At 38.8% G+C, this 15,693-nt stretch carries 19 protein-coding genes; 17 read left to right on the top strand and 2 right to left on the bottom strand.

Annotated elements, in window-relative coordinates; all coding sequences use genetic code 11:
- Nucleotides 1–74 precede the first annotated feature (74 nt).
- From pflA to QM877_RS03605, 6 genes are all read left to right on the top strand, one after another.
- Nucleotides 75–869 (top strand): pyruvate formate-lyase-activating protein, encoded by a 795-nt coding sequence (gene pflA / locus QM877_RS03630; RefSeq protein WP_001287990.1) that lies wholly within the window; start codon nucleotides 75–77, stop codon nucleotides 867–869.
- 201 nt (nucleotides 870–1,070) lie between these two features.
- Nucleotides 1,071–1,781 carry an ABC transporter ATP-binding protein gene (locus QM877_RS03625; RefSeq protein ID WP_000438101.1) on the top strand — a complete coding sequence of 237 codons (711 nt, stop codon included), beginning with the start codon at nucleotides 1,071–1,073 and terminating at the stop codon, nucleotides 1,779–1,781.
- 1 nt (nucleotide 1,782) lies between these two features.
- Complete coding sequence (locus QM877_RS03620; protein WP_414317622.1) at nucleotides 1,783–2,568, top strand: ABC transporter permease; 786 nt, start codon at nucleotides 1,783–1,785, stop codon at nucleotides 2,566–2,568.
- Between the two features lies 1 nt (nucleotide 2,569).
- On the top strand, nucleotides 2,570–3,289 hold the full coding sequence (locus tag QM877_RS03615) for an ABC transporter permease (RefSeq protein ID WP_414317621.1): 720 nt from the start codon (nucleotides 2,570–2,572) through the stop codon (nucleotides 3,287–3,289).
- 61 nt (nucleotides 3,290–3,350) lie between these two features.
- Nucleotides 3,351–4,037, top strand: coding sequence for a response regulator transcription factor (locus QM877_RS03610; RefSeq protein ID WP_049528276.1), 687 nt, complete (start codon nucleotides 3,351–3,353; stop codon nucleotides 4,035–4,037).
- Nucleotides 4,007–5,098, top strand: a complete 1,092-nt coding sequence (locus tag QM877_RS03605) for a sensor histidine kinase (protein ID WP_414317620.1) — start codon at nucleotides 4,007–4,009, stop codon at nucleotides 5,096–5,098. Before QM877_RS03610 ends, QM877_RS03605 begins: the two co-directional genes overlap by 31 nt.
- 140 nt (nucleotides 5,099–5,238) lie before the next feature.
- Here QM877_RS03605 and yidC read toward each other — a convergent pair whose 3' ends face one another.
- Both yidC and QM877_RS03595 read right to left on the bottom strand, forming a co-directional pair.
- Complete coding sequence (gene yidC, locus QM877_RS03600) at nucleotides 5,239–6,165, bottom strand: membrane protein insertase YidC (RefSeq protein ID WP_414317619.1); 927 nt, start codon at nucleotides 6,163–6,165, stop codon at nucleotides 5,239–5,241.
- A 77-nt stretch (nucleotides 6,166–6,242) separates the two neighbouring features.
- Nucleotides 6,243–6,521, bottom strand: a complete 279-nt coding sequence (locus QM877_RS03595; RefSeq protein ID WP_049502928.1) for an acylphosphatase — start codon at nucleotides 6,519–6,521, stop codon at nucleotides 6,243–6,245.
- A 33-nt stretch (nucleotides 6,522–6,554) separates the two neighbouring features.
- Between QM877_RS03595 and QM877_RS03590 the strand changes: the two genes are divergently transcribed.
- From QM877_RS03590 to QM877_RS03540, 11 genes are all read left to right on the top strand, one after another.
- Entirely contained in the window at nucleotides 6,555–7,295 is a 741-nt protein-coding gene (locus tag QM877_RS03590) for a TrmH family RNA methyltransferase (RefSeq protein ID WP_414317618.1), read from the top strand.
- 53 nt (nucleotides 7,296–7,348) lie between these two features.
- Nucleotides 7,349–8,032 carry a Bax inhibitor-1 family protein gene (locus QM877_RS03585; RefSeq protein WP_414317617.1) on the top strand — a complete coding sequence of 228 codons (684 nt, stop codon included), beginning with the start codon at nucleotides 7,349–7,351 and terminating at the stop codon, nucleotides 8,030–8,032.
- Between the two features lie 96 nt (nucleotides 8,033–8,128).
- Nucleotides 8,129–9,121 (top strand): aspartate--ammonia ligase, encoded by a 993-nt coding sequence (asnA, locus tag QM877_RS03580; protein WP_281335223.1) that lies wholly within the window; start codon nucleotides 8,129–8,131, stop codon nucleotides 9,119–9,121.
- A gap of 60 nt (nucleotides 9,122–9,181) precedes the next feature.
- On the top strand, nucleotides 9,182–9,721 hold the full coding sequence (gene rsmD / locus QM877_RS03575; RefSeq protein WP_049509607.1) for a 16S rRNA (guanine(966)-N(2))-methyltransferase RsmD: 540 nt from the start codon (nucleotides 9,182–9,184) through the stop codon (nucleotides 9,719–9,721).
- On the top strand, nucleotides 9,711–10,199 hold the full coding sequence (gene coaD, locus QM877_RS03570; protein WP_153225126.1) for a pantetheine-phosphate adenylyltransferase: 489 nt from the start codon (nucleotides 9,711–9,713) through the stop codon (nucleotides 10,197–10,199). Before rsmD ends, coaD begins: the two co-directional genes overlap by 11 nt.
- On the top strand, nucleotides 10,183–11,220 hold the full coding sequence (locus QM877_RS03565) for a SepM family pheromone-processing serine protease (RefSeq protein ID WP_000730764.1): 1,038 nt from the start codon (nucleotides 10,183–10,185) through the stop codon (nucleotides 11,218–11,220). The genes coaD and QM877_RS03565 overlap by 17 nt, the downstream gene beginning before the upstream one ends.
- Nucleotides 11,221–11,276: 56 nt before the next feature.
- Entirely contained in the window at nucleotides 11,277–11,507 is a 231-nt protein-coding gene (locus QM877_RS03560) for a DUF1146 family protein (RefSeq protein WP_000615324.1), read from the top strand.
- A gap of 25 nt (nucleotides 11,508–11,532) precedes the next feature.
- Nucleotides 11,533–12,819: a UDP-N-acetylglucosamine 1-carboxyvinyltransferase gene (gene murA, locus QM877_RS03555; protein ID WP_414317616.1), complete on the top strand. Its 1,287-nt coding sequence runs from the start codon at nucleotides 11,533–11,535 to the stop codon at nucleotides 12,817–12,819.
- A complete protein-coding gene (locus QM877_RS03550; protein WP_080980079.1) occupies nucleotides 12,806–13,000 on the top strand; it encodes a DNA-directed RNA polymerase subunit beta in 195 nt (64 codons plus the stop codon). Before murA ends, QM877_RS03550 begins: the two co-directional genes overlap by 14 nt.
- A gap of 197 nt (nucleotides 13,001–13,197) precedes the next feature.
- A complete protein-coding gene (locus tag QM877_RS03545; RefSeq protein ID WP_301559504.1) occupies nucleotides 13,198–14,028 on the top strand; it encodes a DNA/RNA non-specific endonuclease in 831 nt (276 codons plus the stop codon).
- A gap of 252 nt (nucleotides 14,029–14,280) precedes the next feature.
- Nucleotides 14,281–15,612, top strand: coding sequence for a hemolysin family protein (locus QM877_RS03540; RefSeq protein WP_414313349.1), 1,332 nt, complete (start codon nucleotides 14,281–14,283; stop codon nucleotides 15,610–15,612).
- The last annotated feature ends 81 nt before the right edge of the window (nucleotides 15,613–15,693 follow it).

Here is a 15,693-nt window from a genome sequence, read left to right as displayed (position 1 = left end):
GGCAAAATCTGTGGTTTTTCTTTTCAGTCATGGTATAATAAAAACTATAAAACGTTTTCAAGGAAGGTAACGATATGTCTGAGGAAATAATTGACTATGGACAAGTGACAGGAATGGTGCATTCGACAGAGAGTTTTGGGGCGGTAGATGGCCCTGGGATTCGTTTTATTGTCTTTTTGCAAGGCTGTCAGATGCGTTGCCAATATTGCCATAACCCAGATACTTGGGCTATGGAAACAAATAAATCTCGTGTACGAACAGTAGATGATGTTCTAGAAGAAGCGCTTCGTTATCGTGGTTTCTGGGGTGACAAGGGAGGTATCACAGTCAGTGGAGGAGAAGCCCTCTTGCAGATTGATTTCTTGATTGCCCTCTTTACTAAGGCAAAGGAAAAAGGTATCCACTGCACCTTGGATACTTGTGCCCTTCCATTCCGTAACAAACCACGCTATCTAGAAAAGTTCAACAAGTTAATGGCCGTGACAGACTTGGTTCTCCTTGATATCAAGGAAATCAACGAAGCACAACACAAGATTGTAACCAGCCAAACAAATAAAAACATCTTGGCTTGTGCTCAATACTTGTCAGAAATCGGTAAACCTGTTTGGATTCGTCACGTTCTTGTACCTGGATTGACAGACCGCGATGAAGATTTGATTGAGCTTGGTAAGTTTGTAAAAACTCTCAAAAATGTTGATAAGTTTGAAATCTTGCCTTACCACACCATGGGTGAGTTCAAGTGGCGTGAACTTGGGATTCCATATTCCCTTGAAGGAGTTAAACCTCCAACAGCAGATCGCGTCAAGAATGCTAAGGAACTAATGGACACAGAAAGCTATCAAGACTATATGAAACGTGTACATGGATAAAAAAGAAGCCTGATGGAAACATCGGGCTTTTAAGTTTACACAAATAAATATAGATAAGACTAAATTAAACAAAATAAAATTTTTATGAGTTATATGACAGTACAGATTTTACAAAGATTTAAAATTCTGAAAAAAATCCGAAAATTATTGGTTAATATATACTTGTTTAAATTGATACAACAAATTGAATAGGAGAACATCATGGAACAAAGTATTACCATTAAAAATCTATGTAAGTCATATGGTCAAACTCAAATTTTAAAAGATATTTCTTTTGAAGCAAAAGCAGGTAGAGTGACTGCTTTCCTGGGTCCAAATGGAGCTGGTAAAAGTTCAACCTTACGTATCTTATTAGGATTAGACAAAGCAACATCTGGTCTTACCAAAATTGGAGATCAAACTTATAAGGAATTAAAATTTCCTCTAAAGACTGTAGGAGCTTCATTTGACAGTGTCGGAGCTCCTGATGATCGGACTGTTTATCAACATTTGAAAATTGTTGCTGCTAGTAATGGGATATCCAGTCAGCGAATTGAGCAAGTCTTGGATATGGTGGATATTAGTCATAAGAAAAAATCTAAAATTGGGAAATTATCATTAGGAGAAGGACAACGCTTGGGAATTGCAACAGCTTTATTAGGGAATCCTCAGTATCTGATATTGGATGAACCGACAAATGGGTTGGATCCAAGAGGAATTCGTTGGTTTAGAGAGTTTATAAAAAAACAGGCTCAAGAAGGGAAGACAGTCTTACTATCCTCTCATATATTATCGGAAGTGGAAGCAGTAACAGATGATGTGGTCATCATAAATAAAGGCAAAGTTCTTATAAAAGGGACTTTACAAGAAGTGATGAAAAATCTTTCTTCACTAGAAGAAGTCTTCTTTAGTTTAACAGAGGGAGGAAAGTGATATGGGACTTATTTACTCTCTTCATTCTGAAATCTTGAAATTACTTTATAAGAGAGCTACTCATATTGTACTATTCTTGATACTAGTATTTCAAACGTTTTTAGCAAATGTTGGTGCATCTCAAATTGTTTCAGTTGGTATCCATGCTACCCCAGAGACAACCCCAGAGTTAGTAGAAGCTATTCCCCCTATTGAATTTTTAGGTTTTGATGTTACTTTAGTTGGCATTTTTTTTATGATTATCTTAGGCTCAATCTACGGAGCTGAAGAGTATAAAGGCTCTGCTATTCGCACAAGCCTCCTCTCTAATCCGAGTCGAATTACTCTCCTAGTTTCAAAGACATTAATTTGGCTGGTATTTTCTTTTGTCATTTCCTTCCTATCAATATTTCTGACGATTAACATGACACATTATGTTTTAGGACAAGATGGTTTATTGCTTTTTTCACTAAATGGGACAGTTTGGTTCTATATGTTTTTGGACAGTATAGCTTGGACATTGTTGGGGCTTTTAGCCTATATTCTAGCTTTAACATTTAAAAAAGCCCTTGTTCCCCTATTGTTTTTGCTTCCTCAAGTCTATAATTTAGGAACATTCTTAGCCGACCATATATCAATTGCAAAATTTCTTCCAGTTTCATTGAGCTATGGACTGATTGCTACATCTCCTCAAATGTTAGAACAGAATAGTTTACAAAATATTTTGCTTTTACTTTGTTGGAATTTGTCATTCTTGGCTTTAGCAATCTACCGATTACTTCAGTCAGATATCGGAGGAGGTGAGTAAGTTGAAAGAGCAACTTAAAAGTGAGTATCTCAAGTTTATGATGAATCCTTGGCACTGGTTGATTATAGGTGCTCTGTTACTTTGTGTTCCGGCAATGGTTATTTTTTTAAATAGTAAGACAGACCAGTTGACCCTACACTTTGTTTTGGAACAGCTACTGCAAAGTCTCTATTTAGGACAGGCAGGTTTTATTAGTCTAGCTGTACTATTTATAGGTCAAGAATTTACAGGTTCTAGCCTTCGTACCAGTTTTCTTACCTGTCCAAACCGTTTGAAATTTATAATATCTAAACTAGCTATTCTATTATGTATGGAAATTGTATTATTGCTAGCTGTAATATCAGCATGTATACTAATTGCCCAAGGATACTACAATATCAATCTTTTGAGCAATATTAAACATGTTCTAACAATCCTATTTCCAGTTTGTATTTCTATTTTAACCTTTTCTCTTTTAAGTGGTATTTTTGTATTTATTTCCCAGTCTTTTATCTTAATTTTGGGAATAAGTTTATCCCTTTTATTGGGGTTGGGACAAATGCTACTACAATTCAGTTCTTTTTTTAGAAATTTACCATTACTAGCTAGTATGAATTGTTTTTATACCCATCCCTTGTCGCTTTATTATCCAGTGTGGCAAGGCTTAGGGATACAAATAGTTTGGTTATTAATTGTTTTTGTAGTTGCTACACTGATACTTAGAGAAAGAAATGTACGCTAAAGACAGGGGATATCCTGTCTTTTTCTCAGTTAGTGTTATAATATATTCAAGGGGGTGAGTTATGGCTTACAAAATATTAGTGGTAGATGATGATCTTGCTATTCTTCGCCTAATAAAAAAGGTACTAGAATATGAAAAATATGAAGTAGTCATACGAAATAACATAGAAGAGATTGATCTTTGTGATTTTACAGAATTTGACTTGATTTTGTTAGATATTATGATGCCTGTTAGTGGTTTAGAAATCTGTCAGATGATTCGCGATCAGATAACTGTTCCTATCTGTTTTATAACTGCTAAGGATATGGCTGAAGATTTGGTAGCTGGAATCAATGCAGGCGCCGATGATTATATTATGAAACCTTTCAGTATGCAGGAGCTTTTAGCACGTGTTAAAATGCACCTACGTCGTGAAGAACGGACTAAAGGAACTGTTCATCAGATAAAAAGCGGGAAGCTTGTACTATATACTGATAGTAAGGAACTATTTATAAAGAATGATAAGATTGCCTTGACAAGAAGGGAATTTGATATTGTCAGCCTTCTAGCAAGTCACCCAAATAAAATATACTCAATTGAAGAAATTTATAATTATCTATATCCACAAAGTTCAGAAGCTCTTTTACGTTCGGTTTCAGAGTATATTTATCAAATTCGTCAAAAGCTGAAACCTTATCAATTAAATCCAATTAAAACCTTGTACGGTGGAGGATATCAATGGGTAGAATCAAAAGTTTTAGACAATTAATTCGAGAAACCTGCTGGAGAATTATTTGGCAGTTTGGTCTTGGTTTATTATTAGCTTATCTTATTCCCTTAGCTTCTGTATCTATACAAATAATGGAGGATGGAAAACCTCTTAAAAATAATGATGTTCAATCAATTTTTTTCAATGTGTCATCATGGATATATATTTGTGTTTTATTGATTATTCTAATAAGTTATCACATTGGTAAATTGTTGACAAAACTGAGTTATGAAATGAATTTGATTTATGAAAAGAGTATGTGGCTAGAAAGCGAATGTACAGAAAGATTAACAGTTAAGGAATTTCGTGAGACTGGAAATCGAATTATTGTGATGCAGGATCGTATTCGACAGCTATTAGATGATGAGAAGCAACAGAAAGAAGACTTGATGTTTCAGGTTTCAGCAGTGTCTCATGATTTGAAGACACCTTTAACTATCATCAAAGGGAATGCAGAATTTTTGCACACGTCCACTAAAGATGAGCAGTCTAAAGAATGTTTAGCAGATATAGTTCATGCTAGTCAACGCTTACTTGATTATTTTAATCAGTTGATTCATTATTCTAAAACTTACTATGATGATGAGACAGGTTGGACGGAGTATTCTTCTTCAGATTTTATCAATGAATTAGAGAAAGAAGTCTCTTTTTTGATAAAAAATCAGATGAAGTTTTCTTTTGAACAAAATTTGAAAGGAACTGAAAGCTATTATATAAATCCATCTCTTCTGATTCGTGCAATACAAAATATTTTAACAAATGCTTTGGAGTATGCAGATAAACAGAATCCTAAAATTAAAATTAGGGTAGAGCAAGAGGGGAAGGAATTGAAAATAGGGATATGGAATAATGGCTCTGAATTTCCAGATGAAGTTTTAACTAATTTTGGGAAGCTCTTTTATCGGATGGATAAAGCTAGATCGGTTAAAGAGCAACATTATGGTATTGGACTTAGTTTTGTATGTAGAGTTGCAAAACTGCACAAAGGTCGAGTTGAGCTTAGAAATAGAGACGAGGGAGCAGAAGTTTTAATGATTCTCGATTGTATTAAATCAAAGTGATTTACTTACTAATTTGTTGTCATAGGATTTAAATAAATTAAGATGTGAAAGTAGATAATAAAAACGAATGAATGATACCTAGTTCATGAAAACTATTTATCATTCATTCGTTTTTTAGTTATTGGATAATATACGTAGCTTTATCTAGAATGTTGTTTTCCAGCATTGCGTTTTTTGTTTTTCTTCTTGTTAGAAGTTGTGATAGCTGTTGCTGGTTCAGGGGTTACATCTTTACGAGCGCCTGAAGTTTTGCTTGCTTTTGGTGGGTTCTTAGCAAATTCTTCGCGTACTTTTTTACGAAGATGTGGACGAACCATGTAGTTGATGATGAATTGTTGAAGGATCATCATGAAACCACCGACAACCCAGTAAAGTGTAACGCTGGCTGGTGAGAAGACAGAGAACACGACAATCATGAGAGGACTCATATAGAGCATCTTCTTGATTTGTTCTCTTTGAGTTTCGTCCTCAACTCCATGTAAAGAAAGGAGTGATTGAAGATAGTAAAGGATACCAGCAAAGGCAACCAAAATCATACTAGGTGAGCCCAGAGGAATTCCTAGGTAGCTTGCTTGGGCAACTCCTTCAGTATGTTGGGCAGCAAAGTAGATAGCAGAGAAGAACGGCATTTGAATGAGGATAGGGAAACATCCCACACCGCCAAACATGCTGATGCCGTGCTCTTTTTGAGCAGCAAAGAGAGCTTGTTGAGCTTCTAGTTTTTCTTCTTGAGTTGTTGCCTCTTTCAGGCGAGTCTGATGTGGTTCAAGGACATGCTTGAGAGCATTCATCTTTTCAGAGTGAAGCGTTGCCTTCCATGATTGGTAGATACCAAGTGGGAGGATAATCAAGCGAACGATAATGGTTACGATGATGATCCCAACACCGAAACCGAGGCCTTGATCATTGGCGAAGTATTTGATAGCTTCTCCCATTGGAGCACCCAAGAAATCCCAAACGGGACCAGTTGGGAGTCCTGTTGATTTATCAACCTGGACACAACCTGTTAAGACTAATAGCATAGCCACTCCCATAGCCGAGAGAGCGATTCGTTTAATTGATTTCACTGTTTTTATTCCTTCTTTAAAAATTATACCTTTCTATTCTACTGTTTTTTTGGGAAATATACAATAGTTCTAGAGACCTAATTTGCGACTTTGAAGTCTGAATAAGATGGAAAGTTACTCATTTGCACATCTAGGTAGGTTACTTTAGAGAATGGGGTAGGGCCTTTTCGAATCTCTTGGATAAACTTAGCCATAATGGCAGAAGACTCTGCCTGGGCCAGAATCTCAACGGTTCCGTCATCGTTATTCCAGACACGACCCGTAATGCCACCTAGTTCTAGAGCTAGGGTATAGACACCCCAGCGGAAGCCCACTCCTTGGACGCGACCTTGGGCGATCATTTTAACCTTTTGCATACCAAACCTCCTTGATTGTGTTATAATATTTCTATGACTATTATAACCTCTAAAGCCAATTCTGTGGTGAAAAATGCCAAAAAATTACATCAAAAAAAATATCGGAAAACCTCTTACTTGATTGAGGGTTGGCACTTGTTTGAAGAAGCTGTTCAGGCTGGTGCAAAGATTGAGAAAATTTTTGCTCTCGCAGAGTATGGTGAAAAATTAGTAGACTATCCTCAGACTGTCCTTGTGACAGAAGAAATCTTGCTCGATTTAGCAGATTCTCAAACGCCTCAGGGCATTGTTGCCATTGTTCAAAAGGAGGAGGAGCATTTACCAGATTTGAGCCAAGGAAAGTATCTCTTTTTAGAAGATGTGCAGGATCCTGGAAATGTTGGGACCATGATTCGAACGGCAGATGCAGCAGGTTTTTCTGGAGTCATCGTTTCCAGCAAGTCAGCAGATATCTATAGCCTCAAAACGCTTCGCTCCATGCAAGGCAGTCATTTCCATTTGCCGATTTATCGTATGCCTGTTGAAACATTTGTTGAAGAGGCTAAAAAGAATCACCTGCCCATTCTAGCCACCACCTTGTCTCAACATTCTAAAGATTATCGTGAACTGGATTGGTTAGAGGATTTTGCCTTGGTTATGGGAAATGAAGGGCAGGGCATTAGTCCATTCATGACAGACCAGGCAGACCAATTGGTCCACATCAGCATGAAAGGGCAAGCGGAAAGCCTCAATGTCGCTATTGCTGCAGGCATACTCATGTTTTATTTGAGTTAAATGATTTGATTTTTGTTATAATCAGTAAAGAGATTTCATAAGGAGAAAAAGATATGAATCAAACAATTATTCAAGAACGTTCAGGTTTGAATCAATTTTATGCAAAAGTTTATGCTTTTGTAGGGATTGGGATTGCCCTATCTGCACTTGTTTCAGCCTTAATGTTAACAACCTTCCAAGACCTTCTTGTTCAGTTGATGTTTAACGCTCGCATATGGTTGATCGTAACAGGAGTAGTTGAAGTTGCTCTTGTGATTGCAGCAAGTAATATGGCTTATAAAAATAACCCAGCAGCTCTTCCGATGTTTCTCATCTATTCAGTAGTGAACGGTTTTTCACTGAGTTTCATCGTGTCGCTCTATCTACCAGGAACGGTTCTAACGGCTTTCATTTCCAGCGCTGCCCTTTTCTTTGTCATGGCAATTGTCGGAGTTGTGATTAAAAAGGACTTGAGTGGTATCGGGCGTGCTTTGATTGCAGCCTTGGTAGGTTTCATTTTAGCTATGATTGTCAATGTATTTTTAAACAGTGGTCTCTTTGACTACATTATCAGTATAGTCATGGTTCTTGTTTTTGCAGGTTTGATTGCTTGGGATAACCAAAAGATTCGCTATGTTTATGAAGAATCAAATGGTCAAGTCGCTACAGGTTGGGCAATTTCTTTGGCGCTTAGCCTCTACCTTGACTTTATCAACCTTTTTCTTAGCTTCTTGCGTATCTTTGGAAGTGACGATTAATACTTTTAGAGCTCAAATGAGCTCTTTTTTAAATTTTTACTTTTATTTTTACTAGCAAAAGGGTATAATCATCTTATTATTCAAAAGGAGAGATGTATGAAGAAAAGTTTTATCCATCAACAGGAAGAAATTTCCTTTGTAAAAAATACCTTTACCCAGTATTTGAAAGATAAGTTAGAAGTTGTAGAAGTGCAGGGTCCAATCTTGAGTAAAGTTGGGGACGGGATGCAGGATAACCTTTCAGGGATTGAACATCCAGTTTCTGTTAAGGTTTTGCAAATTCCAGATGAATCTTATGAGGTGGTACATTCGCTTGCTAAGTGGAAGCGCCATACCTTGGCCCGTTTTGGTTTTGGCGAGGGTGAAGGCCTCTTTGTTCACATGAAGGCCCTTCGTCCAGACGAAGATTCACTAGATGCGACTCACTCAGTCTATGTAGACCAGTGGGACTGGGAAAAAGTTATTCCAAACGGACAGCGCAATCTTGCCTATCTTAAAGAAACGGTAGAAAAGATTTATAAGGCGATTCGTTTGACAGAGTTAGCAGTAGAAGCACGCTATGATATTGAGTCAATTTTGCCTAAGCAAATTACCTTTATCCATACAGAAGAGTTGGTAGAACGCTACCCAGACTTGACACCAAAAGAACGTGAAAATGCTATCTGTAAGGAGTTCGGTGCGGTCTTCCTAATTGGTATCGGTGGAGAATTGTCAGATGGAAAACCTCATGATGGACGTGCACCAGACTATGATGACTGGACAACTGAATCTGAAAATGGCTATCATGGCTTGAATGGGGACATCCTTGTTTGGAATGATAATTTGGGTGCAGCCTTTGAATTGTCTTCAATGGGCATTCGTGTCGATGAAGACACCCTCCGTCGCCAAGTAGCTATCACAGGAGACGAAGACCGCCTTTCTTTGGAGTGGCACAAAGCTCTCTTAAACGGCCTCTTCCCATTGACAATTGGTGGAGGAATTGGCCAATCTCGTATGGCTATGTTCCTGCTTCGTAAGAAGCACATCGGTGAAGTCCAAACCAGTGTTTGGCCACAAGAAGTGAGAGACACCTACGAAAATATTCTTTAATCAATCGAGCCGTAAGGTTCGATTTTCTTTTTTTGATAAGAATTTGGTATAATATACGGTATGAAAATCGTATCAGGTATCTACGGAGGGCGTCCTTTAAAGACGCTGGACGGTAAAACAACTCGACCTACTTCAGATAAGGTAAGGGGCGCTATTTTTAATATGATTGGTCCCTACTTTGAAGGTGGGCGAGTGCTAGATCTTTATGCTGGCAGTGGTGGTCTATCCATCGAAGCAGTCTCAAGAGGGATGTCCAGTGCCGTTCTGGTCGAGAAGGATCGCCGAGCCCAGAATATAGTCGCAGAAAATATCCGAATGACTAAGGAAACTTCCAAGTTTCAATTATTGAAAATGGAATCCAGTCGTGCATTAGAACAGGTGGATGGTGCCTTTGATCTAATTTTTTTGGACCCTCCCTATGCAAAAGAACAAATCGTGTCAGATATTGAAAAAATGGCAGAGAGAGATCTTTTTTCAGAAGATGTCATGGTGGTTTGCGAAACCGATAAATCAGTAGAACTTCCAGAAGAAATCGCCTGTTTGGGTATCTGGAAGGAAAAAATATATGGGATTAGTAAGGTGACGGTTTATGTCAGATAAGATTGGGCTATTTACAGGTTCCTTTGATCCGATGACCAATGGACATTTGGATCTCATTGAGCGTGCAAGTAAGCTCTTTGATCAATTGTATGTAGGAATTTTTTATAATCCTCATAAAACAGGATTTTTGACGATTGAGAGCCGAAAGAAAACTGTTGAAAAAGCACTAGCACATCTCAAAAATGTCCAAGTCATAGCTTCTCACGATGAATTAGTCGTTGATGTTGCTAGAAAATTAGGTGCAGAGGTCTTGGTGCGTGGCTTGCGTAATGCAACAGATCTTCAGTATGAAGCCAGTTTTGATTTTTACAACCATCAGCTAGCAGGAGAAATGGAGACAATCTACCTTCACAGTCGGCCGGAGCATGTTTACATCAGCTCTTCAGCTGTGAGAGAACTATTGAAATTTGGTCAAGATATCAGTGATTATGTACCAAATGCTGTCCTAGAGGAGTTAAACAATGAAGAAAAAAACTAGATGGCCCTTATATCTCATTATTGGGCTCATTATCACTTTTATCGCTTTTACGGTGCCCCTGCCTTATTATATCGAGGTGCCAGGAACTTCTGAAGATATTCGAAAGGTTTTACAAGTTAATAACCAACCTGACCAAGAGGAAGGTTCCTACCAATTTGTGACGGTTGGAGTTAAGCACGCTAGAATGGTTGACTTGTTTTATGCCTGGCTAACTCCTTTCACGGACATACATAGCGCCAAAGAGATGACTGGTGGTTCATCAGATGCAGAATTTATGAGAATCAACCAGTTTTACATGGAAACTTCGCAAAACATGGCCAAATATCAAGGTCTAAAGACGGCGGGTAAGGAAATAGAGCTCAAATATTTGGGTGTCTACGTTTTGACTGTAACAGATAACTCGACTTTCAAGGGAGTTCTTAATATTGCTGACACCGTAACAGCTGTGAATGATAAAACTTTTGAGAGTTCAAAAGAGATGGTGGATTACGTTAATTCTCAAACTCTAGGCGATCAGGTGAAGGTTACTTATGAGGAGGATGGAAAAGTTAAGACTGCCGAAGGAAAGATCATTACTCTAGAAAATGGGAAGAATGGTATCGGAATAGGTTTGATTGACCGCACAGAAGTATCTAGTGATGTACCAATCAAATTTTCAACTGCTGGCATTGGAGGTCCTAGTGCCGGAATGATGTTCAGTTTATCCATCTATACGCAAATTGCAGATCCTACTCTTCGAAATGGACGTATCATTGCGGGTACCGGAAGCATCGATAGAGATGGTAACGTAGGTGACATTGGCGGAATTGATAAAAAAGTGGTTGCCGCAGCTAAAAAGGGAGCTACTGTATTCTTTGCTCCTAACAATCCAGTAACTGAGGAAGCTAAAAAGGCAAATCCAAATGCCAAGAGTAACTATGACACAGCTCTAGAAGCAGCTCAAATGATTAAAACAGACATGAAAATCGTTCCAGTCAAAACGCTTCAAGATGCGATTGACTATTTAAAAAACAATCCCTAAACAGTAGGCGAATCCCTAAACTAGCGTAGAAAAAAAGAAGATGGTATAATAGGCAAATGATTCAATTGTTTTTTACCCTTAGTAGTCATATGTTTTTTGTCTACCTAGTCTTTCAGCTCTTGAAAGATTTGGTCAGATGGGATCAAATTTTGAAGGTGACAAAGGATAATGCGAAGAAGGTTCGACTCTTGGTAGTATTGTGTAGTATCGGTTTAGGATATCTGATTAGTTCCTTTTTTCTGAACCTCTACCAACTTTGGCAAGAAGCAGTTAGAACGTTATTCTAAAATTGTAAGTGAAGGAAAATACTTTATGGAAAAAATTGTAGTTCAAGGTGGCGATAATCGTTTGGTTGGAAGTGTTACCATCGAGGGCGCAAAAAATGCAGTTTTGCCACTGCTTGCAGCAACTATTTTAGCAAGTGAAGGAAAAACGGTCTTAAAAAATGTTCCTATTTTATCGGATGTTTTTACCATGAATCAGGTGGTTCGTGGATTAAATGCGAAAGTAGACTTTGATCAAGAAGCACATGTTGTTGAAGTTGATGCTACTGGAGACATCACCGAAGAAGCTCCCTATAAGTATGTCAGCAAGATGCGTGCTTCTATTGTGGTATTGGGGCCAATCTTGGCTCGTGTAGGACATGCTAAAGTTTCTATGCCAGGTGGTTGTACTATCGGTAGTCGCCCTATCGACCTTCACCTAAAGGGACTCGAAGCGATGGGGGCTCAAATTACTCAAACGGCAGGATATATCGAAGCTAAGGCAGAACGCTTGCACGGAGCTCACATTTACATGGACTTCCCAAGTGTAGGTGCTACTCAAAACTTGATGATGGCAGCAACTCTTGCTAACGGTGTGACTGTCATTGAAAATGCTGCGCGTGAACCTGAGATTGTCGACCTGGCTGTTCTCCTAAATAAAATGGGTGCCAAGGTCAAGGGGGCAGGAACTGAAACTGTGACGATTACTGGTGTTGAGCAACTACACGGTGCAACCCACAATGTTGTACAAGACCGTATTGAAGCAGGGACCTTCATGGTAGCAGCTGCTATGACTGGTGGAGATGTCTTGATTCAAGATGCCATCTGGGAACACAATCGTCCCTTGATTGCTAAATTATTGGAAATGGGTGTTGAAGTCATCGATGAGGACGAAGGAATTCGTATTCGTTCTCAACGTGAAAAATTAAAGGCTGTCCACGTCAAGACACTTCCACATCCAGGATTTCCGACAGACATGCAAGCGCAGTTCACTGCTCTGATGACCGTTGCTCAAGGTGAGTCAACCATGGTAGAGACTGTATTTGAGAATCGTTTCCAACATTTAGAGGAAATGCGTCGTATGGGCTTGCACTCTGAAATCATCCGTGATACAGCCCGTATCGTCGGAGGCCAGCCTCTCCAAGGTGCAGAAGTTCTATCGACAGACTTACGTGCCAGTGCAGCCTTGATTTTGACAGGCTTGGTAGCTGAAGGTGAAACAGTTGTAGGAAAGCTTGTCCATTTAGATAGAGGTTACTACCGTTTTCATGAAAAATTAGCTCAGTTAGGAGCTAAGATTGAACGGGTAAGTGTGGAAGCTGATGAAGATGAATAAACAATCCAAATATGTCTTACGTCGCTTTATCCTAGTAATTGTAGTATTACTACTAGGATTCTTAGCTCTTGCTATTGGTTTGATGATTGGCTATGGTATTCTAGGAAAAGGTCAAGATCCTTGGGCTATTTTAGCGCCAGCAAAATGGCAAGAACTCATCGCAAAATTTACAGGAAAATAGACTGGGAGACCAGTCTTTTTCTAGGAAGTGAATGTAATACTCAATGAAAATCAAAGAGCAAACTAGGAAGCTAGCCGCAGGCTGCTCAAAACACAGTTTTGAGGTTGTGGATAGAACTGACGAAGTCAGTAACACATATACGGCAAGGTGAAGCTGACGTGGTTTGAAGAGATTTTCGAAGAGTACAAGGAGAAAATATGAATAAAAAAACAAGGCAGGCCCTAATTGGTCTCTTGCTCTTTTTGCTCTTGTCAGCAGGAAGCTACTATATTAAACAAATGCAGTCTTCCAACACTGCACCACAAACACAAGTAAAACAAAAATCACAGTCGTCTGATACTCCAAGTCAAGAACTGGCTGAAAGTGTCCTAACAGATTCGGTTAAAAAACAAATCAAGGGCACTCTAGAATGGAATGGCGCAGGAGCCTTTATCGTCAATAACAATAAAACCAATCTGGATGCTAAGGTTTCAAGCAAACCCTATGCAGATAACAAGACAAAAACTGTAGGAGGAGAGACAGTTCCCACAGTAGCGAATGCGATCATGTCAAAAGCAACAAGGCAGTACAAGGACCGTGAAGAAACTGGCAATGGTTCAACATCTTGGACGCCTGCGGGTTGGCATCAGGTTAAGAATCTAAAAGGAAGCTATAACCATGCGGTCGATAGAGGACACTTGTTAGGCTATGCCTTGATAGGTGGTTTAGATGGCTTCGATGCTTCTACCAGCAATCCTAAAAATATTGCCGTACAGACAGCTTGGGCCAACCAAGCGCGTGCAGAAGATTCCACAGGCCAAAACTACTATGAGAGTTTGGTTCGAAAAGCCCTAGATCAGAATAAACGAGTGCGTTACCGTGTGACGTTGCTCTATGCGTCTGAGGAAGACTTGGTGCCGTCTGCATCGCAGATTGAAGCTAAGTCCTCTGATGGAGAATTGGAGTTTAATGTCGTTATTCCAAATGTCCAAAAGGGAATTCAGTTAGATTACCGAACAGGTGAGGTCACAGTCACAAAAAACAACTAATTGATCAAGAGGTTGAGGGAAAATCCCAACCTCGTTTTTTATTAGTCAAGAACTGTTGACACGATTGGTTGTTTTTTGCTCTTCTGATTTTAAAGAGCTTTTTTGAAAATTTACAAGGCTTGAACTAGGGCGTCGGGACTGGAATTGCAGTTCTCTATTCAGCGACCCTTTATCATAGAAATTGAAAATTAATGTGTAGAAATTGGAAAATATGGTATAATAGTTTCAATTATACTTTTTAGGAGAAGGAAAATGGAAGACCCGAGCAGTCAGGATTTGTTACTGCAATTTGTTTTATTAGTTGTTTTGACCTTTTTAAATGCCTTTTTCTCTGCAACAGAAATGGCCATGGTTTCACTTAGTCGTTCACGTGTTGAGCAAAAAGCTGAGGAGGGAGATAAACGCTATATCCGTTTACTAAAGGTACTTGAAAACCCGAATCACTTTTTATCAACTATTCAAGTTGGTATCACCTTAATTACGATCTTGTCAGGGGCTAAACTAGCAGATTCACTTGGAGAGTTGATCGCCTCTTGGATGGGAAATAGCGAGACTGCCTATGCGGTAGCTAGCTTCTTATCATTAGCTTTCTTGACCTATATTTCTATTGTTTTTGGCGAACTTTATCCTAAGCGAATTGCTCTAAATCTTAAGGATGCCTTGGCTATCCGAACAGTACCGTTTATTATTGCTCTTGGTAAGATTGTGAGTCCCTTCGTTTGGATGCTCTCGGCATCAACTAATCTCTTGAGTCAATTGACACCGATGACATTTGACGATGCAGATGAAAAAATGACTCGTGATGAGATTGAGTACATGTTGTCTAAGAGTGAAGAAACCTTGGATGCTGATGAAATTGAAATGTTACAAGGGATTTTCTCGCTAGACGAGCTCATGGCACGTGAAGTCATGGTTCCTCGAACCGATGCTTTCATGGTAGATATTCAAGATGACACTCAAACCATTATCCAAAGTATCTTAAAACAGAATTTTTCTCGTATTCCTGTTTATGATGGAGATAAGGACAATGTTATTGGATTGATTCATACTAAGAGTCTCCTCAAAGAAGCCTTTGCCAGCGGTTTTGACAATATTGTCTGGAAGCGAATCTTACAAGATCCACTCTTTGTACCTGAAACCATTTTTGTAGATGATTTATTAAAAGAGTTTAGAAATACTCAAAGACAGATGGCTATCCTACTAGATGAGTATGGGGGAATGGCTGGTTTGGTCACTCTTGAGGATTTACTTGAAGAGATTGTTGGTGAGATTGATGATGAAACTGACAGAGCTGAAGTTTATGTTCATACAATTGGCGAAGATACCTATATCGTCCAAGGGACAATGAATTTAAATGACTTTAATGACTACTTTGATGTCGAACTTGAAAGTGACGATGTAGATACGATTGCAGGTTACTATTTGACTGGTGTGGGAACTATTCCAACATCAGAAAAACTTAGCTATGAGTTAGAAAGTAGCAATAAGCATATCACTCTAACCAATGATAAGGTCAAAAATGGACGTGTAACCAAGCTTAAGGTTCAAATCCAAGAACTCGAATCAGAAGAAGAAACAGAATAAAACAAAAGCTTTATCAGAGCAGAACTGATAAAGCTTTTCTAGTAGTTAAAAAGAAAAGACTCCTGTAGGAGCCTTTGATAA

It is taken from the genome of Streptococcus infantis (genome assembly GCF_047463655.1).
In the GTDB taxonomy this organism is placed as follows: domain Bacteria; phylum Bacillota; class Bacilli; order Lactobacillales; family Streptococcaceae; genus Streptococcus; species Streptococcus infantis_Z.
This window is presented reverse-complemented; position numbering and strand designations above follow the sequence as displayed.

Coding starts and splice junctions, on each gene's coding strand:
- QM877_RS03585 (WP_414317617.1), top strand. CDS start 7,349: ATGAATCAAACAATTATTCAAGAACGTTCAGGTTTGAATCAATTTTAT.
- QM877_RS03625 (WP_000438101.1), top strand. CDS start 1,071: ATGGAACAAAGTATTACCATTAAAAATCTATGTAAGTCATATGGTCAA.
- QM877_RS03540 (WP_414313349.1), top strand. CDS start 14,281: ATGGAAGACCCGAGCAGTCAGGATTTGTTACTGCAATTTGTTTTATTA.
- QM877_RS03565 (WP_000730764.1), top strand. CDS start 10,183: ATGAAGAAAAAAACTAGATGGCCCTTATATCTCATTATTGGGCTCATT.
- QM877_RS03595 (WP_049502928.1), bottom strand. CDS start 6,521: ATGCAAAAGGTTAAAATGATCGCCCAAGGTCGCGTCCAAGGAGTGGGC.
- QM877_RS03590 (WP_414317618.1), top strand. CDS start 6,555: ATGACTATTATAACCTCTAAAGCCAATTCTGTGGTGAAAAATGCCAAA.
- coaD (WP_153225126.1), top strand. CDS start 9,711: ATGTCAGATAAGATTGGGCTATTTACAGGTTCCTTTGATCCGATGACC.
- QM877_RS03560 (WP_000615324.1), top strand. CDS start 11,277: ATGATTCAATTGTTTTTTACCCTTAGTAGTCATATGTTTTTTGTCTAC.
- murA (WP_414317616.1), top strand. CDS start 11,533: ATGGAAAAAATTGTAGTTCAAGGTGGCGATAATCGTTTGGTTGGAAGT.
- QM877_RS03605 (WP_414317620.1), top strand. CDS start 4,007: ATGGGTAGAATCAAAAGTTTTAGACAATTAATTCGAGAAACCTGCTGG.
- rsmD (WP_049509607.1), top strand. CDS start 9,182: ATGAAAATCGTATCAGGTATCTACGGAGGGCGTCCTTTAAAGACGCTG.
- QM877_RS03620 (WP_414317622.1), top strand. CDS start 1,783: ATGGGACTTATTTACTCTCTTCATTCTGAAATCTTGAAATTACTTTAT.
- pflA (WP_001287990.1), top strand. CDS start 75: ATGTCTGAGGAAATAATTGACTATGGACAAGTGACAGGAATGGTGCAT.
- asnA (WP_281335223.1), top strand. CDS start 8,129: ATGAAGAAAAGTTTTATCCATCAACAGGAAGAAATTTCCTTTGTAAAA.
- QM877_RS03545 (WP_301559504.1), top strand. CDS start 13,198: ATGAATAAAAAAACAAGGCAGGCCCTAATTGGTCTCTTGCTCTTTTTG.
- QM877_RS03610 (WP_049528276.1), top strand. CDS start 3,351: ATGGCTTACAAAATATTAGTGGTAGATGATGATCTTGCTATTCTTCGC.
- QM877_RS03550 (WP_080980079.1), top strand. CDS start 12,806: ATGAAGATGAATAAACAATCCAAATATGTCTTACGTCGCTTTATCCTA.